Raw genomic sequence first — 16,984 nt, 5'->3', positions numbered from 1 at the left:
AGCTTCCTCCAGTGGATGTCGGAGGATTAGGAAATCTAACTGACAGCAACCTGAACGCGTGAAATCAAACTGACATATATCATAAAATAGATACGGAAATTTCTGTAAATATATGATATTAAATTAGTTTATTTCCTTCATTGTCTTCATATGCCTGCTGGGCCTGTTCCAGCGTTGCCTGTTGCTCCTGGCGCTGGCTGGCGACCGTCAGGAAATAGAGTGCGAGGGCTGGTGGTTTGATGGCAGTCATCATGCCGCGAAGCTGAAAATCCTCACCGCGTTCGGCTTTACGCGCCAGCTCGTGAATAGCGTCTTCGATTTCCGTTTTGCGCGGAACGCGCTGCGATGGCTTCACCGCTTCCAGCGCATAGGCTGCCGTATTTGCAGAAACAGAAAGAACCTGTGTCATCCAACCCCCGGCCATCTTTGCGACCCTAAAAACCGAAGATTAGCATCCGCATGTTGTTGGAAGGCTAAATCGCGACGCTGCAATTTAATCGTATTTTAATGGCTGAAAGCGCCCGGCAAAGGGGTTTCGTCCGCGGTTTCCTTGGTCTAGAAATGCGTCGGACTGCCCGGTCCGGCAATTTCCGGAGACACCATTCCCCATGATCAATATCGCTCTTGTCGCCACAGGCGGCGCAATCGGTTCCGTATTCCGTTATCTGGTCGGCGTCTGGAGCATGCGGCTGGCGGGGCCGAATTTTCCGTGGGGAACGCTCGCGGTTAATATCGTCGGGTCTTTCCTGATCGGTCTGCTGGTCGAACTTGTGGCGCGTCGGCTGAACGCATCAATGGAAATGCGCCTGTTTCTCGTGACCGGCGTGCTTGGCGGGTTCACCACATTCTCATCCTTCTCGCTGGATGCGGTTGCGCTTTTCGAGCGTGGCGCACTCGGTCTTTCGGCCGTTTACATCCTCGCAAGCCTTGTGGTTTCCATCGCCGCGGTTTTCGCCGGGCTGGCCTTGGGCCGCAACTTGTTCTAAAGGCTTGAACCAAACGGCGCGCCGACGAACAGAGCGCGCGATCAAGACAGAAAGACTGGAAATTTCATGGCAGGTATCGAGCATATCAAGGTCGAGGCCGACGAGGCCGGTATGCGCCTCGATCGCTGGTTCAAGATTCACTATCCGGGGCTCGGTTTCGGGCAGCTGCAAAAGCTGCTGCGCTCCGGCCAGGTGCGTGTGGACGGCGGCCGGGTGAAGACGGATGCACGGGTGCAGCCGGGACAGATGGTTCGCGTACCGCCGGTCGATTCCGATATGAAGACCAAAACCGGTCCGATCGGATCGAGGGATCTCAAACATTCTGATGATGGCGAGCTTCTGGCGCGCATGCTGCTGCATGAGGACGACAAGGTTCTCGTGTTCAACAAGCCCGCTGGCATTGCCGTGCAGGGTGGTTCCGGCGTCAACCGCCATATTGACGGTCTTCTGGAAGCGTGGACCAGCCCGAAGGGCGAAAAGCCGCGTCTGGTGCACCGTCTGGACCGTGACACGTCAGGCGTGCTGGTGGTTGCCCGCACCCGTGGTGCCGCGCAAAAGCTGACGGCCGCCTTCCGCGAGCGCGATACCAAAAAGACCTACTGGGCGCTGGTCAAGGGCGTGCCGCGCAAACATCAGGACAAGATTTCCACCTGGCTGGTCAAGGAACAGACCCCCGACGGCGATCGCATGCGCATCGCCAAGCACGGCGATGAGGGGGCCGATCACGCCATTTCCTATTACCGCGTCATCGATACCGCCGCGCAGAACCTCGCCTGGCTGGAAATGGAACCCTATACTGGCCGTACCCATCAGCTTCGCGTTCATGCGCTGCATATGGGGCACCCGATTATCGGCGATCCGAAATATTACATTGACGATCCGAACTGGGATTTCCCGGGCGGCATCCAGAAGCGTCTGCACCTGCATGCCCGCCATATCGATATACCGCATCCGAACGGCGGCCGGCTTCGCGTCAGCGCACCCTTGCCGCCGCATATGGTGCAGACCTGGAACCTGCTCGGCCTCGACGTGGCGGATGGCGATAGGGAAGACTGATAGCAGATGAAACTCGTCCTTTTCGATTGCGACGGCACACTGGTGGACAGCGCCGGCCTGATCCATGCCGTCATGTCCGAGACCTTTGCCGATTTTGGGAAGCCGCGGCCTGATATCTCCGAGACCAAGGCGATCATCGGGCTGACGCTGGATATCGCCATCGCCCGCATGCTCGGCAAGACGCATGTGGATGAGGAGGCACTGGCGATGACGCAGCGTTACAGGGAGGTTTATCATCCTCTACGGGAACGTCCCGAGATGACGACGCCGCTTTTCGACGGTATCGCCTCGCTGATCGATACGCTTTCGAAACGGGATGACGTGCTGATCGGGGCCGTCACTGGCAAAGGCCGGCGTGGGCTCACCCAAATTCTGGAAACCCATGGCTTTGCCGATCATTTCATCGTTTCGCGCACGGCGGATGACTGCCCATCCAAGCCGCACCCGGCCATGGTGATGGAATGCTGCCACGAAACCGGCATGGTTCCGGCCGATACTGTCGTCATCGGTGACGCGATCTATGACATGCAGATGGCGAAAGCGGCGGGCGCAAAAGCCATCGGCGTTGCCTGGGGTTATGCCTCGGTCGAGGACCTCTGGAAGGCGGGCGCCGATGCAGTGGTCAACCATCCGAACGAAATTCCGGCCTATGTTCCGGCCGACATATCTGAATGATTTTTTCGACTGACGAGGATATGCCATGCGTGATCTCCTGAACGACCTTTCGGAGGGCCTCAGCCACCCCGACCCGATCCTGCGCGCGCAGATCCAGATGCAGAAACCTCTGCCGAAGCGGTTCTATAAGGATGTTACCGTCGGAGAGACGGAGGAGGGCGGTTTCACCATCCTCCTCGACGGCAAGCCGCTGCGCACGCCCGCCAAGAAGCCGCTGGTCGCACCGTCGCGTGCGCTGGCCGAATTGCTCCGCGACGAGTGGGATGCACAGAAGGAAGTGGTGAACCCGGTCGTTATGCCGGTATCGCGGCATGTAAATACCGCCATCGATGGCATCGCCAGCGACACACAGGCGGTTTTCGAGGACATACTCCGTTTTTCATCATCCGATCTCCTCTGCTATCGCGCCGGCGATCCGGAAGCGCTGGTTGCCCGGCAGACGGACCATTGGGATCCGGTTCTGGACTGGGCGACCAATGTACTCGGCGCCCGCTTTATCCTCGTCGAAGGTGTCATGCATCGCGACCAGCCGCGCGAAGCCATCGCGGCCTTCGCTGTGACGCTGAAGAAATACGACACACCGATTGCGCTCGCCGCGCTGCACACCATGACGTCCCTGACCGGCTCTGCCATTCTGGCGCTGGCATTGGCGGAAGGCGAACTCACGCTGGAAGAAGCCTGGGCGCTCGCCCATCTGGACGAGGACTGGACCGCCGAGCAATGGGGCGAGGACGAAGAAGCGCTGGAACGCCGCGCCGTCAGGCTGATCGATATGCGCGCCGCCCTCAACGTGCTGGAGTCGCTGAAGAGCGCTTCTTAACGCTTTTCTAACCCTGATCGCCGAACATGCGGTTACCTCACGTAAGGGGAGCCGCTGATCATGACCACCACGCTTAAACGCCTTGGCATTGTCGTGCTGGCGTGTTTCGTGCTCATGTCTTTCAGGCTGGAACCGGAAGCGACAAACACCGACCGGCTGCTTTATGATGTGCGCGGCGCATTTGTCGCCGCACGCCCGGATGTCGCGCCGGCATTGATGCAGTCCATCCACGCGCAGGTCCAGAATGCGATCAAGACGACAGCGCGGGGTGAAACCAGACCGCGTGTGGTACTGACCATCCGTCTCACATCCGTCACACGCGCACCCTTCCTGTTCGGAGAGCGGGCATCGGCCAAGGTCATCGTCCGTGCCGCAGCAGTAGCAACGGGTGAGGTCATCGCCGAGGCCAAATTCACTGCCACCGTTGTCAGCTTCGACAATCAATCGATCGAGCAGGAACTCGCCTATGGCGTCGCAGAACGGGTGATCCACGAATTCAGGCTGAAACGGCCGGGTCCGACGACGCTTGCGACGGCTCTGTTTCCATAAGCAGCAGGGAAGGCGGGAGTGCGTCAGCCACTCATCCCCCTTTAATCATGAAAATTTGACGCTCTGAAAAACTGCATCTCGATGTATTGGATTTCACATACATTGCGTATCTGAATTGACATACGCTGCGTACGTCACTATCTCGCATACGTAACGTATGTAACTTGGCGTTCGAAGCTTCAAAAATAACGCTTCGCTCGTCCAAGGCACTCAAGCCACAAAGAGAGATGCTAGATGACTGAACGCGAAGCAATTTTCCCGGCCAACAGACACGCGCTTTACGAAGAACACGGCTACTCGGCCGCCATTCGATCCGGTGACCTTCTTTTCGTTTCAGGCCAGGTCGGCAGCCGTGCCGATGGAACGCCTGAGCCAGACTTTGAACAGCAGGTCCGGCTGGCTTTCGAAAATCTCAAGGCGACACTTGCGGCGGCAGGCTGCACTTTCGACGATATCGTAGATGTAACAACGTTCCATACGGACCCGGAAAACCAGTTCGGAACGATCATGAAGGTCAAGCAGGAGATTTTCAGCAAGTCGCCTTATCCGAACTGGACCGCCATCGGCGTCAACTGGCTCGCCGGCTTCGATTTCGAGATCAAGGTCATCGCCCGCATCCCGTAACGCGGGATCAAGACTGAGACGGCGGCGCTCACACGGCGCCGCCGGCCTGTTTCCCTATCCTTAGCCAAGCCGCTCCGCATGCCACTTCAAATGGTCATCCATGAAAGTGGAGATGAAATAATAGGAGTGGTCGTAACGATCGTGCATGCGCAGCGTCAGGCCGATATCCGTTCCCTTGATCGCCTCTTCGAACAGCCAGGGGCGCAGGCCTTTTTCCAGGAAACTATCGGCCTTGCCCTGATCGATCAGGAATTCGGGAAACCGTGCGCCATCCTCGATCAGCGAGCAGGCGTCATATTGACGCCATGCGGTCCGGTCCGCACCGAGATATTTTTCCAGCGCCGGTTCCGACCAGTCGGCGGAAGAGGGGGCAACGATGGGTGCAAAGGCCGAGCAGCTCTTGAAACGCTCGGGGTTTTTCAGTGCAATCGTCATCGCACCATGACCGCCCATCGAATGGCCGAAAATGGACTGGCGACTCATATCGGCGCGGAAATGCTGGCCGATCAGGGCAGGCAGCTCTTCCGCCACATAGCTGTACATCTGGTAGTGTTCCGACCACGGCTCCTCGGTGGCGTCGAGATAAAAACCGGCGCCCTTGCCCATCTGCCAGTTGGTCAGCTCATCCGGCACGTCGTTGCCGCGCGGGCTGGTATCCGGGCAGACGATGATAAGCCCGAGTTCGGACGCCATGCGGCGATATTCGCCCTTTTCCATGACATTGGCGTGGGTGCAGGTGAGGCCCGAGAGATACCAGACAACCGGACAGGGCTCATGGATCGCCTTCGGCGGCACATAGACCGCAAAGGTCATCTCGCTTTTGAGCGTTTCGGACTGGTGCGAAAAAACGCCCTGCATGCCGCCAAAGGCCGTATTCTGCGAAATGATGTTCATGAAGCCATTCCCTTAAGAAAAATTCCGGTTCAGCCCGCAAGCGAGACCGCGGCATTGACCGCCGCCGCGACCAGAACCGTGTTGAAGAAAAAAGAAACGATGGAGTGCAGTAGCGTCACCTTGCGCATGGCGGTGGTGGTTACCCCCACATCCGAGGTCTGCGCCGTCATGCCGATCACCACAGCGAAATAGAGGAAGTCGTAACCGCAGGGTTCCTTCGTCGCCGGAAAATCCATGCCGCCGCGATGCTGACGCTTGCCGTCCACCGTGGCCGGCCGCCAGTAAAGATGGGCGTAGTGCAGGGCGGTCATGGTGTGGATCGTCAGCCAGCCGAAGATGACAGAGGCAAAGGCAATGAGCAGCGTCCAGACCGTTTCACCCGTGTGGTTGAGCGCCTGAAACAGCGACACCACGGCAACACCGACCGCAAGCAGCGTGACGGCGATGATCGCGATCGCAGGCAAATCGTCGCTGTCGGCATGGGCCTTCAGTTGCTGCGCCGTCAGCTGCGGCAGGCGAAAAGCGACCAGCGTCAGATAGGTCAGGAAAAACAGGACTGCGGCGATCTCGATGGCAAGGGACGGCGCAAATGCAAGCGCCACGCCGAGACTGCCGGCCCAGACGAGAAATGCAATGACGAAAGGCCGGTGACGGCGATAGATATTGCTCTTGGGACTTGCTGGGCTCTTGGCCGGGCTTTTCGGGCTGGCGGGGGGCATGGACGACACCTTTCTGTTTGCAGCGTCATTTTTTGACACGGCGGCAGAAACGGTCAAGCGTCTCCAGAAAAGCCGAGCGGTCACGCGGTGAAAAGGCCGCGTTATATCCCTTGCTTTCCCCGGTTTCGCGCAGATGCGCACCCAGATCACGCATCGCCGTCGCCATGCCGATATTCGACGGATCGAAAACACGCCCCGTCGGCCCCGTGACCAGCGCGCCCTTGGCAACGCAGCGTCCGGCCAGCGGCACATCGGCGGTAATGACGATATCATTTTCGCCGGCATGCTCGGCAATCCAGTCATCGGCCGCATCGAAACCCGCGGATACGATGACGTTTTTCACCATCGGATCGCGTGAAGGGCGCAGACCGGAATTGGCGACAAAGGTCACTTCCAGCCCATGCCGCTCCGCAACTTTAAGGATTTCCGGCTTCACGGGGCAGGCGTCGGCATCGACATAGATTTGCGGGTTTTGCGGCATGAGCACTCTTTTGGGATAATTCCTGCCACGCTTCTAAGCGCAAACGCCGCAATTACCAAGCCCGTCAGCGCTGAAATAGCGGCTCGACGTCGCGCAGGAGGATGCTTGCGACAATCGCGAAAACCGTTTATGTTCACTTTATGTTCTATATCGTGGAGAGGGTCAATGTTGGAGGAATTTATCGTGCAAGCCAAGTCTGCAACATATGTCGGCGGCGGCGATAAATCTGCGACCCCCACGCGTCAGGGATCGCACGATCTCGGTTATCGCGACGGAGACTGGCATTATGTCGACAGCTATTTCGGGGGAACCGATTTCATCGGCCAAGAGGTCGTCTGGCACCAGGGAACCGCGGTGTGGGGGATGAGTTATTACGGCCGTATCCTCAGGCCTGATATGATCGACGGCACGACGGCCGGAATGGTCATTCAGCGGTCGCTTTCCACGCTCTATCGGCAAGGCCGGTTTCTCGGCGGCTTTACCCATCCGGTGGAAAATCTGATCTATGTCGATACGAATGCTGGTGAATTCGGATCCTTCACCGGTGTCGAGCGCATCTACCGGGGACATGTCGAAACGTACCGGCTTGACTATCATGGCGGGATCATAAAGCCGTGAGACGTGCGAATGATGGGGCGATGATAGTTCACCGCCCCCGTTTTCGCTACGAGCTCAGCCGGGCTGCTTCGTCTTGCGCAGATACGGAAGAACCGTGTCATAGGAGCCGAAACGGGTAATCGCATCTTCGTTGGAGACGGCGGCGGTGATGATGACATCCTCTCCCTGCTTCCAGTTGGCGGGCGTCGCTACCTGGTGTTTGGAGGTCAGCTGGATGGAATCGATGGCGCGGAGAATTTCATCGAAATTGCGGCCGGTGGTCATCGGGTAGGTGAGGACCAGCTTGATCTTCTTGTCGGGGCCGATGACGAAGACGGAGCGCACGGTGGCGTTATCGGCAGGCGTGCGGCCTTCGGAACTGTCGCCCGCACCCGCCGGCAGCATGTCATAAAGCTTCGCCACCTTCAGGTCCTTGTCGCCGATCAGCGGATAATCGACATTGAAGCCGGTTGCGGTGCGGATATCGTTCTTCCATTTTTCATGGCTTTCGACCGGATCGACCGAAATGCCGATGATCTTGACGCCGCGTTTTTCGAATTCCGGCTGCAGGCCGCCCATGGCGCCAAGTTCCGTCGTGCACACGGGCGTGAAGTTTTTCGGATGGGAAAACAGGACCGCCCAGCCATCGCCGATCCAGTCGTGAAAACGCACCGGACCCTGGGTGGTCTCGGCGGTGAAGTCGGGGGCAATATCGTTGATACGCAGGCTCATAGTGTGCTTTCTCCCGGATGATTTGAACTGAAAATCTGATGGTTCTCTGCAATTTGTGTCCGGCGCAGGAGCTTAAAGTTTTTGTCTGAAATGGCCAGAGCTTTTCACCGCGTGTCTGTCACGACGCCGGGCAGGGGGTGCCTATTCGATCTGAGCTTCAAGGGTTTCCGCCATAGTGCGATAAAGCTGAGCGGAGGCTTCATTCTTCTCCGCTGCATATTTGGCGCTGACCTGCCTTGCAGCATCAGCAGCAATACGAAACGCATCGATCCGCACCTGGGGCTCAAGCTCGGCCTCGCCACCAATATCGCCGTCACTGAACATACCCGCCCGATATCCGTCGCCCAGATCGACGACACCGATTTCAGGAAGGCCATTCTTCATTTTGCCGAGGAAAGCAGCCCCGGCGCGACCGCCATCCCGACGACGGAGCATGCCGATGCCGGAAGCCTTTCCATCGATGCAGGTGCCTGTCCAGAAGGCCGGTCCCTCGGTCATCGAGGCCGGCACGACGAACGCGCACTGGCTCGCCGGATCCTTCGACCAACGGTGATCCTTCGGCCCGGCGCTAGCTGCTTCCGTTGAGGCGGACATCGCCACGATGACCACCCATGCGATATAAGATGCGCTTTTCATTCCGCCCAATACCCTCGTTAGACGGCCGGATTTTTTTACCATTCCTCTTCGTTCCGCAAGCCCGATGAATAGAAAAATGCCATCTCCAGCAACTGGCTGAACTACGTCGATGCGGCAGGCGAGGGCCTGCACTTGCAGACCCCCGCACTGCCCTTAGAGGCTGGTCATCGCCGATTTCCAGAACCGCTCCGGATCAAGCCCGTCGCGGCATTCGATAACAATCCGTGTGCCGTTCCTGAGACGCCGCCGCAGAAGCTCGGATTGCGCCCGTATGTGCCCGCCTTCATGAAGCTTCTGTAGCATCGAGCGTGAAAGCCCCAGTTCGGCGGCCAGCAGGCGATCGAGGCGTATGCCAGCCGGAAACGGAACCGCGAGATCGATTTCGGCCGCGGCCCAGTCGGGAGGTTCGTCCCGGATCGTTTTCCCGATATCGAACTCCGGAAACTCGTCGATACGCTGCGACTTGCGTCTCAACGCCTCGAGGTTGAAGGTTTCGGCTCTTATCCACTGCGGATCGTTGGACTGCAGTGCCTCCAGAACAGGTGGGCTTATGTCGCGAACATTCTGCCGCTCGAAGATTGGCCGGTTCCAGCTTTTGTCGCAGATCAGGCATCTGTAGATGAGCCAGGCATCGAGTTTGCGGCCATTGGCATTGAGCCGGATCTTGCCGCTGGCCTGAAATGCCCTCAGCTCACCGCATCCGTTGCAGGCAAGCCAGGGCTGGGGCGCCGTTCTTGGCGTGACGGTCCATTGGACCCGAAGGAGATTGCACATAGTGTCTTGGTCTTCCGTCTGGAAGTCCACCAAGATGGTGCAGGAGAAAACCCTTGCGGGTGCGGCGTGGCGATGTCCTGGGTGGGCGAAGAGCTGAGACAGCAGGGCTGTGCAAGGCACATTTTAACAATGCCAGACCGGTCTCTTGCCACCACCCGATGAACATGATCATACGCCGACAGCCTGTGGCTATCCGCAATACGGGTGAAACTGGATTGAGACCGGTATTTACTTAGGCAAAGTCTACCTCGATGCGCCTATGCTCTTCGCGGGCGACCATAACAAATGATGGCCCGGAAAGGGAGCCCCCGTGCATCCGGCGGCTGAAACAGGTTGCGCCTGCAGCTTTTGTGCAACTCTTCGATCGTCTCCCTACTGCCCGGAGGAGGTTTCCCGGCAGCTCTTATCCGTGGCGTCCGGAAGGGGAAGCATGCGACGAAGGGTCGGATCTCTGCGGACGAAATGGTGCCACAGAGCCGCTATCACATGAAGAAAGACGATAATGGCCGCGAGATAGGCGAGGGTGGCGTGAACGTCACTCCAGAAGGCCTCGGCTTGATCCGAGATCGCCATCGGCAACCCCGGAACGACAACGAGATCAAAGACGTAGCTGGGGATTTGCAAGGGAGAGGTCGAGGCCACCGCCCAGCCGGCGAGGGGCACGGCCAGGGTCAGGAACAGCAACGCCGCATGAGCGGCCCGCGCAGCGAACCTCGAAACGACACTTTCGCCATCGACAGCCCGCGGCTTGTCGCTGAAAACCGACCAGATGCAACGCGGCACTGCGAGCGCCAGTACCAGAAATCCGATCGACTTGTGGTACTGGAAAAGATTAAACTGAAGCACCGGATCGATGCTGTCGCGGCTCATCAGATATCCCAATGCAAGCTGTGCTACGAAAAGGACAGCGATCGTCCAGTGAAACGCGATCGCCACCAGCCCAAAGGAGGAGGGCGTGTTGCGCCAGCTGCGTCCACCCACCGGAGCGCTCTCGGAATTGTCGCCAGAATATTGCATCGGTTAACTCAGCTGTTGATAGGTGTCTTTGGCGATGGCGTCCATGCGGTCGGAAGGCAGGTTGCCGACCAGGGCGCAGCGGATCATTTCGTCGTCCCATGACACTGTCTCCAGCGAACCGATGCTGGAGCGCCGCATGGCGCTGTCGTTCGAGTCGGCCGCAGCAACGATGTAAAGCGTGACACGTTGCCCGCCTTTGTCTTCGTACATGAGTTGGGCGGCAGGGCCTTCGGAACCGGGCAGGACACGGCCACCAACGAGAGAGAGGCCGTGACGGGAAAGATCCGGGATGTTGATTTTGCGGTCCAGCCGCTTCGAGAGCCATTTCGGCAGGTTCTGGGCATCTTCGCTATCGGCGCGGACCTCAACCGGATGCAGAACGTCGCTCGCAAACAGCTTATGTGCCTGCGCTGCATCCGCCACGATGGAAGCAGGTTCGGCAACGTCGGATACAAGTCCACGTCCGAACCAGCCGCCTGTCAGCCCGACGGCAAGAACAACGACAGCTGCCGCCGCCCTGTTGCGCCAGTCTGCCCGTTCCGATCGCATGCGCCGCTCAATGCGGTATACATCGAGACGATCGGGCAAAACATTGGTGTCGAGAGGACCATAGAGAGCCGTCAGCGTCGCATTTTGCTGCTGCCACATCTTGACCTTGCGTGCGTCGGCCGGATTGGAGGTGAGGTGGGCACGAACGGCATCGAGCCTGTCGTCTTCAAGCTGCCCATCGACATAGGAGATGAGATCGGCTTCGGTTATCTGTGGCTCGTTGCCGGTCATTTTATCACCTTGAGATTTGGCTGGTCTTCCTGGGTCATGCGGGCAAGTGCCGTTCGGGCTCGCCCCAGACGGGACATCAGTGTGCCAAGGGGAATTTCAAGAATATTTGCGGCTTCCGCATAGGTCAGGCCTTCGACAACGACGAGGAGCAGGGCCTCGCGGTGTTCGCCAGACAGTTTTTCGATGGCGCGGGCCATTTCCGCAAGGGCGATCCGACCCGTCTGCGCCGCCGGGACAACCAGTTGTTCCGCCGCGTCATCAATCGGGATTTGCTGGGGCCGGCGTTTGCTGCCGCGCAGATTGTTGCGGTAGACATTGACAAGCACCCGATACAGCCAGGGGCGCAACGGACCCTGCGGTCGCCATAGTGCTTTTTTGCGGATCGCTCTTTCCAGACAGTCCTGGACGAGATCGTCAGCCGTGTCACGATCATGCGTCAGCGCATTCGCATAACGTCGCAGCGCTGGTATGCAACTTGTCATCTCGTCCAGAAACTCCGGCATTGCCGCTACTCCTTGGCAACGTGCCAAACGCCGCCGACGCCATCGCCTGTGATGTCACCGGGTTTCTTGTCCATCTGCCAGCGATAAAGCGGCTTTCCATCATGCGACCACTGCATCGTGCCGTCCTTGCGGGCGATCGGTTTGTAGTCGCCATCCGCCTTGTCGGTTTTCAGAGCGGTGAGGGGGGGCCATTTTTTCGCGCAACCATCATAGCAGGCCGATGAGGCGTCGCCGTCATTGTCGAATGTATAGAGCGTCATGCCTTTGGCGTCGGTGAGGATAGTGCCCTTGGCCGTTGCCTTTTCAACCACCGCTCCACCGGCATAAGGCTCGGCGAGGGCGGCGGTAGAGGCAAGCGTGAGGGCGCCGACCAGAACGAATTGATGTGCACGCATGAGATAGTCCTTTGAGGAAACGGATCGGACAAGGCGCCCGATATTGATAAAACACCGGTCAGCGGGATTTATTCCCCGCCGCGCCGATTTTTTGATGCGTCTGCCGCTTTTTATCTGACGCCTTTCAGATCGATGTCGAAGGCCACCGTATTCGAATAGAGCGGTACACCGACGCCCATGCCATAGGGCATGCGGGGGACATTGCCGGTGACATGGAAGGTAACCGATCCCTTTTGCTGTTCAACGAATGTCGCGTGAAAGGTTTCGGGTCGGGATACGCCCTTGGCTGTCAATATGCCTTCGACGACCGCGCTGCGCGGCCCGTCCTGAACGACCCGGTTGGAGCGAAACACGATCTGCGGATAGGCGGAGATATTAAAAACCGCGCTTGATTTCAGGAAGTTTTCCACCCGCTCTTGCCCCGTCTTCACGCTGGACGGATTCAAGTTGATTTCCACGTAAGATTTGGCCGGCTGGTCCGGATCGATGTCGAACCGGCCGGATATATCGAGGATCGCACCCTTGATTCCGGGACCGGCAACCTGTTCGATTGAAAACCCGATATGGGAGGCGGGATCGATGCGATACCGTCCGGCAGCGGACGAGAACGGGCTGGCGGACACCGGATTGCAGGCCAATGCCACCATCAGGAAAGTGAGGGAGTCGGGGTATTTCACGACGCAGGCTCCTTTTTGAATACTTGATCGCAATCAGGAGAACACCGCAGGAAGCCATTTAATCCCTGTGATCTGTGACAGATCACCAAATCCCTGCCATCAGTTCAGATCAAGACCTTCCTGAAGTATGGATTTCTGCACGGCTTCACGGCTCTTCACGCGCCCGTACCAAGCCTGCAGGTGCTGAAAACTGTCAAAGTGAATTGGGGCATTGTAGTAGGATTTCACCCAGGGCGCCTGACCCCAGCCGGTCAACGCAAACAGATACGCGTCAGCGACTGTAAAATCGTCTCCCATGAGGAACCATCTGTCCGCGAGATGCTCATTAATCCAGGCGAAGCGTTTCTCCAGCTTCGGCCTTGCTGTCTCGATGTAGTCACCTGCCAGATCAGCGTAGAGGAGCGGAATGAAGCCCTTGTGGATTTCCGTCGAGAGAAAGGCGAGCATCTCCTGAAGCTTGTATCTCTCAAATGTTCCGTTGGCGGCAGCAAGGCGCATTTCCGGTCTCTGGTCGGCAAGATACTGAACGATTACAACACCTTCCCGCAGGATGTTACCATCATCAAGCTCAAGCGCGGGAATGTAACCATGCGGATTGACCTTGTAGAAGTTCTTCCCTTGTTGGGTTGTGTGATCGCTGTGATCGACCTTGATGAAATCGACATCGAGGCCAAGTTCGTTTGCGACGATGTGGGGAGAAAGAGAGCAGGCGGCAGGCATGTAGTAGAGTTTCATTCCCGGTGGTCTCCATGGATTATGCGGTCTTGCTTACCGTCAGGAAAAGCGTGACATCCATGTAATTCAGGCCGTATAAAAACGTAAGAACGCAAAAACTTGTCATCTAGGTACATAAATTATACCTGCAATCCCGATAGGTTATCTGATGAAAGACACGGTATCCGGCTGCTCCGTCGAGCAGGCCATGCATTTGCTGGGCGGGCGGTGGCGTCTGCTCATCGCATCATATCTCGTGGACGGCCCGAAGCGTTTCAATGAGCTTCGGCGACTGGTGCCGGGCATATCCCAGCGAATGCTGACACTGGACCTGCGCGCGCTTGAGGAGGCAAAGCTTGTCTCTCGCACCGTCTATCCGACCATTCCGGTCAAGGTCGAGTACGCTCTGACGGAGGATGGTCATCGGCTGGACAAGGTGGTGACCGTGGTTCAAGAGTTTGGCTTGTGGCTCAAGGCCAGGGACGCGGCCTGAAGTTCTCATGGACGTTTCCAGCAGAAGCCTTTTCCGTCCACAAACAATGTGGCGGGGGAGTTGAAATGCCCGCTGTGGCGCAAAGTAGAAATGTCCGATTTAGGTGTCCCGGCCATTTAGACATGCGACACTGACACCGCGGATCAGCCCCCGACCGAACCGGCTCTCCGGTTGCAAGGAGAGGGCGGGGGCGGGTGATAGACACACCCATTCGGCTTTAGCTTTCTCAGTAGCAATCGTACCGGTAGCAGTTGATACTCACAGACATCGAATGATGCAGGGGGGTGATAGAAACAATGTGGCGGGGGAGTTGAAATGCCCGCTGTGGCGCAAAGTAGAAATGTCCGATTTAGGTGTCCCGGCCATTTAGACATGCGACACTGACACCGCGGATCAGCCCCCGACCGAACCGGCTCTCCGGTTGCAAGGAGAGGGCGGGGGCGGGTGATAGACACACCCATTCGGCTTTAGCTTTCTCAGTAGCAATCGTACCGGTAGCAGTTGATACTCACAGACATCGAATGATGCAGGGGGACAAGATCAGAGGATGCTTCCGGAGATTGAACTCATAGGCGATGTCGATGTCATCGCTCTGTCGCCACTGCTGCGTGGCATGGTCCTGAGCCTGTCCTATGCCAATACGCAAGGCGGCATTGGCTTGACGGCCACAGGCGCCATGAACCGCAAGTTCGTGCACTGGGCGGCCGTTCACTTTGAATGGCCAGACTATACGTCCGACGAGCTTTACACGATGAACAAGGTTCTCAATGAAAGCGACATGCCGCCGCTTTGGGTCGTGCGCGACATGACCGGCCATCTGAAACTCCTTCGCCGCAAGAAAGACGTGCTGCTGCCAACCAAACGTGGCAGGGAATTTCTGGCAAGACCGCAGGCCTTCTTCGATCTGGTCGCCACGGATTATCTCTATTCCTACGTCCACGATGCTGAAACAGAAAAGGAAGTGCGTGAGCGGCTACGCTGGTGGCGCATGTTCCTCAATCTTCTCAATATCAAGGCCAGATCAGGTTGCTCGCTGAACGAGGTCTTGAAAATCCTGTATCCAAGCGTGGCACATCTGTCGAACGCCGAGATAAAAGTCGAGGCATGGTCCCTAAAGTCTGAGCTCCGCTACGGCGTCATTCGTCGCTTGTGCTGGCTGGGTTTGCTCTATGAGGCGAGAGCAGGGCTAACGCTCTTTGAGGATGGATCCTTCCACAAAACACCACTCTGGGCCACCTGTCTGCAATTGGAATCGGATACGCAAAGCGACATCGGTGTGCATTGACCCACGCGATCTTTATTCCGCCGCAGGCGGGAATGATAGTGCTTGCCGACATCGCGCAATCACCGCCGGATCGTTCATGGCATCCGTCTTCCGCCCCGGCTTGCGGCCCCGCGATGTGTAGCCGTTCTTGTCGCTGTTGGTCTTCACCTTCGGCGTTGTCTGCTGGTCCTGACGTTCCTTGATATAGGCCAAAAGATCGCCGAGCCGCTTGTTCTCGGTGATCGCCGCATGCGTTACCCGCTGATCCTTGTCGAACACCGTATAGGGCAGGGAATACCCCTTCCAGCGCACATCGAGGCGACCATCGGCGTAGGCATAGGTCTCGACATATTTGCCAACCAGGCCTCGCGTGACGTCGTTCTCGTCCAGCATGATCCGCTGGCGTTCGAACGAGAATGTCAGCTGCGATCCGACATACCGCTGCTCGCGTTTGCATAGAATCTCAGCCAACCGGTCCGGTGGCAGATTCATCGGCCGATGCAGGTCATTGGAGCGGGCAGGGGCGATCGCAAATCGCGCATTGTAATTGGCCATGAAACCCGGCAGAAACGCATTGCCCGCCTCCATTGTGTCGATGCCGGCCAGCCGCAACTCCTTGACCAACCGGTCCTGCAGCGTCCGGTTCATTCGCTCGACCCGACCTTTGGCCTGACTCGAATTTGCGCAGAGAATCTCGATATTTAGCTCACACAGCGCCCGTCCGAACTGCGTCATGCCCTGGCCGCCCCTGGCATCCTTCTTCGCCACCCGGAACACTGAATGTTTGTCAGAATAGAAGGCAATCGGCGCGCCGTGACGTTTGAGATAAAGCGCCAGCGCCTCAAAATAGGTGAAGGCACTTTCGGAACGTACAAAACGCAACTGCATCAGCCTGCCGGTCGCATCGTCAACGAACACCAACAGCGAACACGCTGGCCCGCGATCCTCGAACCAGCGATGCTCAGAACCGTCGATCTGTACCAGCTCGCCAAAGGCCTCGCGACGTAATCTCGGCTGATGAAACGTCCGACGCTGCTTACGTGACAGCCAAATTCCGGCATCCACCATCCAGCTGCGCAACGTCTCGCGCGAAACCTGCAAGCCATCACGCTCGGCCAGCTTCTCGGTCGCCAGGGTCGGGCCGAAGTCCGCATAACGTTCACGAACCAGCGTTACCGCGTAATCACGAATGCCGTCATTGATGCGGTTGTTGGATGGCCGGCCGATCGCCTTGTGCCGGATCGAAGCCGCACCGTCAGTTTGCATCCTGTTCAACAACCGACGGATTTGCCGTGTGCTGAGATCAAGCACATGCGCCGCCGACACCATGGTCATCCCACCGGCAATCACCTTCGACAAAATCTCGATCCGCTGCAAATCACGCTCGCTCATCGCAATCAGTCCCATCTGCAATCTCCCGGGCATCATTCAGACCCGGGGAGTGTGACATTCCAACTTTGCAGAAACAGGACATTCTAACTTTGCGGCTACAAACAATAATCGCATAACGGGCATCATTCAGACCCGGGGAGTGTGACATTCCAACTTTGCAGAAACAGGACATTCTAACTTTGCGGCTACAAACAATAATCGCATAA

23 protein-coding genes are annotated in these 16,984 nt (G+C 57.7%); 9 read left to right on the top strand and 14 right to left on the bottom strand.

Annotated features, from left to right (window positions below; all coding sequences use genetic code 11):
- Positions 1 to 118: 118 nt before the first annotated feature.
- The gene (locus tag O8B93_RS12415) at positions 119 to 409 is read right to left on the bottom strand and encodes a hypothetical protein (protein ID WP_269710327.1); all 291 of its coding nucleotides are present in this window, start codon (positions 407 to 409) and stop codon (positions 119 to 121) included.
- Between the two features lie 199 nt (positions 410 to 608).
- Between O8B93_RS12415 and crcB the strand changes: the two genes are divergently transcribed.
- From crcB to O8B93_RS12385, 6 genes are all read left to right on the top strand, one after another.
- Positions 609 to 986 (top strand): fluoride efflux transporter CrcB, encoded by a 378-nt coding sequence (gene crcB, locus O8B93_RS12410; RefSeq protein WP_080825146.1) that lies wholly within the window; start codon positions 609 to 611, stop codon positions 984 to 986.
- A 66-nt stretch (positions 987 to 1,052) separates the two neighbouring features.
- Complete coding sequence (locus O8B93_RS12405) at positions 1,053 to 2,042, top strand: RluA family pseudouridine synthase (RefSeq protein ID WP_269710326.1); 990 nt, start codon at positions 1,053 to 1,055, stop codon at positions 2,040 to 2,042.
- 6 nt (positions 2,043 to 2,048) lie between these two features.
- Positions 2,049 to 2,717: an HAD family hydrolase gene (locus O8B93_RS12400; RefSeq protein ID WP_269710325.1), complete on the top strand. Its 669-nt coding sequence runs from the start codon at positions 2,049 to 2,051 to the stop codon at positions 2,715 to 2,717.
- A gap of 25 nt (positions 2,718 to 2,742) precedes the next feature.
- Positions 2,743 to 3,537, top strand: a complete 795-nt coding sequence (locus tag O8B93_RS12395) for an ATP12 family chaperone protein (RefSeq protein ID WP_269710324.1) — start codon at positions 2,743 to 2,745, stop codon at positions 3,535 to 3,537.
- Positions 3,538 to 3,597: 60 nt separating this feature from the next.
- Positions 3,598 to 4,086, top strand: coding sequence for a hypothetical protein (locus O8B93_RS12390; RefSeq protein WP_269710323.1), 489 nt, complete (start codon positions 3,598 to 3,600; stop codon positions 4,084 to 4,086).
- Between the two features lie 234 nt (positions 4,087 to 4,320).
- Positions 4,321 to 4,710 carry a RidA family protein gene (locus O8B93_RS12385; RefSeq protein WP_080808930.1) on the top strand — a complete coding sequence of 130 codons (390 nt, stop codon included), beginning with the start codon at positions 4,321 to 4,323 and terminating at the stop codon, positions 4,708 to 4,710.
- Positions 4,711 to 4,770: 60 nt separating this feature from the next.
- On the opposite strand, the gene fghA is transcribed toward O8B93_RS12385, so the two are convergent.
- From fghA to O8B93_RS12370, 3 genes are read right to left on the bottom strand one after another with little or no spacing between them, the layout of a single operon-like run.
- Positions 4,771 to 5,604: an S-formylglutathione hydrolase gene (fghA, locus tag O8B93_RS12380; protein ID WP_269710322.1), complete on the bottom strand. Its 834-nt coding sequence runs from the start codon at positions 5,602 to 5,604 to the stop codon at positions 4,771 to 4,773.
- A 29-nt stretch (positions 5,605 to 5,633) separates the two neighbouring features.
- Positions 5,634 to 6,323: a DUF1345 domain-containing protein gene (locus O8B93_RS12375; RefSeq protein WP_269710321.1), complete on the bottom strand. Its 690-nt coding sequence runs from the start codon at positions 6,321 to 6,323 to the stop codon at positions 5,634 to 5,636.
- Between the two features lie 25 nt (positions 6,324 to 6,348).
- Positions 6,349 to 6,804, bottom strand: coding sequence for a YaiI/YqxD family protein (locus tag O8B93_RS12370; protein ID WP_080825138.1), 456 nt, complete (start codon positions 6,802 to 6,804; stop codon positions 6,349 to 6,351).
- A 165-nt stretch (positions 6,805 to 6,969) separates the two neighbouring features.
- Here O8B93_RS12370 and O8B93_RS12365 point away from each other — a divergent pair, with 165 nt between their 5' ends.
- Positions 6,970 to 7,422, top strand: coding sequence for a DUF5680 domain-containing protein (locus O8B93_RS12365; RefSeq protein WP_174008398.1), 453 nt, complete (start codon positions 6,970 to 6,972; stop codon positions 7,420 to 7,422).
- Positions 7,423 to 7,476: 54 nt separating this feature from the next.
- Here O8B93_RS12365 and O8B93_RS12360 read toward each other — a convergent pair whose 3' ends face one another.
- From O8B93_RS12360 to gstA, 9 genes are all read right to left on the bottom strand, one after another.
- Complete coding sequence (locus tag O8B93_RS12360; RefSeq protein WP_269710320.1) at positions 7,477 to 8,133, bottom strand: peroxiredoxin; 657 nt, start codon at positions 8,131 to 8,133, stop codon at positions 7,477 to 7,479.
- Between the two features lie 141 nt (positions 8,134 to 8,274).
- Positions 8,275 to 8,901, bottom strand: coding sequence for a hypothetical protein (locus O8B93_RS12355; protein ID WP_405049059.1), 627 nt, complete (start codon positions 8,899 to 8,901; stop codon positions 8,275 to 8,277).
- 21 nt (positions 8,902 to 8,922) lie between these two features.
- Positions 8,923 to 9,543: a DUF1062 domain-containing protein gene (locus O8B93_RS12350; RefSeq protein ID WP_269710319.1), complete on the bottom strand. Its 621-nt coding sequence runs from the start codon at positions 9,541 to 9,543 to the stop codon at positions 8,923 to 8,925.
- 372 nt (positions 9,544 to 9,915) lie between these two features.
- Positions 9,916 to 10,560 (bottom strand): cytochrome b, encoded by a 645-nt coding sequence (locus O8B93_RS12345; RefSeq protein ID WP_269710318.1) that lies wholly within the window; start codon positions 10,558 to 10,560, stop codon positions 9,916 to 9,918.
- Between the two features lie 3 nt (positions 10,561 to 10,563).
- Positions 10,564 to 11,340: an anti-sigma factor family protein gene (locus O8B93_RS12340; protein ID WP_269710317.1), complete on the bottom strand. Its 777-nt coding sequence runs from the start codon at positions 11,338 to 11,340 to the stop codon at positions 10,564 to 10,566.
- A complete protein-coding gene (locus O8B93_RS12335; RefSeq protein WP_269710316.1) occupies positions 11,337 to 11,843 on the bottom strand; it encodes a sigma-70 family RNA polymerase sigma factor in 507 nt (168 codons plus the stop codon). The genes O8B93_RS12340 and O8B93_RS12335 overlap by 4 nt, the downstream gene beginning before the upstream one ends.
- A 5-nt stretch (positions 11,844 to 11,848) precedes the next feature.
- Entirely contained in the window at positions 11,849 to 12,238 is a 390-nt protein-coding gene (locus O8B93_RS12330) for a COG4315 family predicted lipoprotein (protein WP_269710315.1), read from the bottom strand.
- A 110-nt stretch (positions 12,239 to 12,348) separates the two neighbouring features.
- A complete protein-coding gene (locus O8B93_RS12325; protein ID WP_269710314.1) occupies positions 12,349 to 12,915 on the bottom strand; it encodes a YceI family protein in 567 nt (188 codons plus the stop codon).
- A gap of 99 nt (positions 12,916 to 13,014) precedes the next feature.
- Positions 13,015 to 13,650 (bottom strand): glutathione transferase GstA, encoded by a 636-nt coding sequence (gstA, locus tag O8B93_RS12320; RefSeq protein ID WP_269710313.1) that lies wholly within the window; start codon positions 13,648 to 13,650, stop codon positions 13,015 to 13,017.
- 148 nt (positions 13,651 to 13,798) lie between these two features.
- Here gstA and O8B93_RS12315 point away from each other — a divergent pair, with 148 nt between their 5' ends.
- Positions 13,799 to 14,122: a winged helix-turn-helix transcriptional regulator gene (locus tag O8B93_RS12315; protein ID WP_269710312.1), complete on the top strand. Its 324-nt coding sequence runs from the start codon at positions 13,799 to 13,801 to the stop codon at positions 14,120 to 14,122.
- A gap of 547 nt (positions 14,123 to 14,669) precedes the next feature.
- Positions 14,670 to 15,407: a hypothetical protein gene (locus O8B93_RS12310; RefSeq protein ID WP_269710311.1), complete on the top strand. Its 738-nt coding sequence runs from the start codon at positions 14,670 to 14,672 to the stop codon at positions 15,405 to 15,407.
- A gap of 12 nt (positions 15,408 to 15,419) precedes the next feature.
- On the opposite strand, the gene O8B93_RS12305 is transcribed toward O8B93_RS12310, so the two are convergent.
- Positions 15,420 to 16,793 (bottom strand): ISNCY family transposase, encoded by a 1,374-nt coding sequence (locus O8B93_RS12305; RefSeq protein ID WP_269710310.1) that lies wholly within the window; start codon positions 16,791 to 16,793, stop codon positions 15,420 to 15,422.
- Positions 16,794 to 16,984: the final 191 nt, after the last annotated feature.

The organism is Martinezella rhizogenes, from assembly GCF_027460065.1.
Taxonomy (GTDB): Bacteria; Pseudomonadota; Alphaproteobacteria; order Rhizobiales; family Rhizobiaceae; genus Agrobacterium; species Agrobacterium rhizogenes_C.
The sequence above is the reverse complement of the archived record's forward strand: the minus strand, read 5'-3'. Positions and strand labels throughout refer to the sequence as shown.

What these genes read in the sequence shown, in the direction of transcription:
- O8B93_RS12415 (WP_269710327.1), bottom strand. Translation starts at nt 409, where the DNA reads ATGACACAGGTTCTTTCTGTTTCTGCAAATACGGCAGCCTATGCGCTG.
- crcB (WP_080825146.1), top strand. Translation starts at nt 609, where the DNA reads ATGATCAATATCGCTCTTGTCGCCACAGGCGGCGCAATCGGTTCCGTA.
- O8B93_RS12405 (WP_269710326.1), top strand. Translation starts at nt 1,053, where the DNA reads ATGGCAGGTATCGAGCATATCAAGGTCGAGGCCGACGAGGCCGGTATG.
- O8B93_RS12400 (WP_269710325.1), top strand. Translation starts at nt 2,049, where the DNA reads ATGAAACTCGTCCTTTTCGATTGCGACGGCACACTGGTGGACAGCGCC.
- O8B93_RS12395 (WP_269710324.1), top strand. Translation starts at nt 2,743, where the DNA reads ATGCGTGATCTCCTGAACGACCTTTCGGAGGGCCTCAGCCACCCCGAC.
- O8B93_RS12390 (WP_269710323.1), top strand. Translation starts at nt 3,598, where the DNA reads ATGACCACCACGCTTAAACGCCTTGGCATTGTCGTGCTGGCGTGTTTC.
- O8B93_RS12385 (WP_080808930.1), top strand. Translation starts at nt 4,321, where the DNA reads ATGACTGAACGCGAAGCAATTTTCCCGGCCAACAGACACGCGCTTTAC.
- fghA (WP_269710322.1), bottom strand. Translation starts at nt 5,604, where the DNA reads ATGAACATCATTTCGCAGAATACGGCCTTTGGCGGCATGCAGGGCGTT.
- O8B93_RS12375 (WP_269710321.1), bottom strand. Translation starts at nt 6,323, where the DNA reads ATGCCCCCCGCCAGCCCGAAAAGCCCGGCCAAGAGCCCAGCAAGTCCC.
- O8B93_RS12370 (WP_080825138.1), bottom strand. Translation starts at nt 6,804, where the DNA reads ATGCCGCAAAACCCGCAAATCTATGTCGATGCCGACGCCTGCCCCGTG.
- O8B93_RS12365 (WP_174008398.1), top strand. Translation starts at nt 6,970, where the DNA reads ATGTTGGAGGAATTTATCGTGCAAGCCAAGTCTGCAACATATGTCGGC.
- O8B93_RS12360 (WP_269710320.1), bottom strand. Translation starts at nt 8,133, where the DNA reads ATGAGCCTGCGTATCAACGATATTGCCCCCGACTTCACCGCCGAGACC.
- O8B93_RS12350 (WP_269710319.1), bottom strand. Translation starts at nt 9,543, where the DNA reads ATGTGCAATCTCCTTCGGGTCCAATGGACCGTCACGCCAAGAACGGCG.
- O8B93_RS12345 (WP_269710318.1), bottom strand. Translation starts at nt 10,560, where the DNA reads ATGCAATATTCTGGCGACAATTCCGAGAGCGCTCCGGTGGGTGGACGC.
- O8B93_RS12340 (WP_269710317.1), bottom strand. Translation starts at nt 11,340, where the DNA reads ATGACCGGCAACGAGCCACAGATAACCGAAGCCGATCTCATCTCCTAT.
- O8B93_RS12335 (WP_269710316.1), bottom strand. Translation starts at nt 11,843, where the DNA reads ATGCCGGAGTTTCTGGACGAGATGACAAGTTGCATACCAGCGCTGCGA.
- O8B93_RS12330 (WP_269710315.1), bottom strand. Translation starts at nt 12,238, where the DNA reads ATGCGTGCACATCAATTCGTTCTGGTCGGCGCCCTCACGCTTGCCTCT.
- gstA (WP_269710313.1), bottom strand. Translation starts at nt 13,650, where the DNA reads ATGAAACTCTACTACATGCCTGCCGCCTGCTCTCTTTCTCCCCACATC.
- O8B93_RS12315 (WP_269710312.1), top strand. Translation starts at nt 13,799, where the DNA reads ATGAAAGACACGGTATCCGGCTGCTCCGTCGAGCAGGCCATGCATTTG.
- O8B93_RS12310 (WP_269710311.1), top strand. Translation starts at nt 14,670, where the DNA reads ATGCTTCCGGAGATTGAACTCATAGGCGATGTCGATGTCATCGCTCTG.
- O8B93_RS12305 (WP_269710310.1), bottom strand. Translation starts at nt 16,793, where the DNA reads ATGGGACTGATTGCGATGAGCGAGCGTGATTTGCAGCGGATCGAGATT.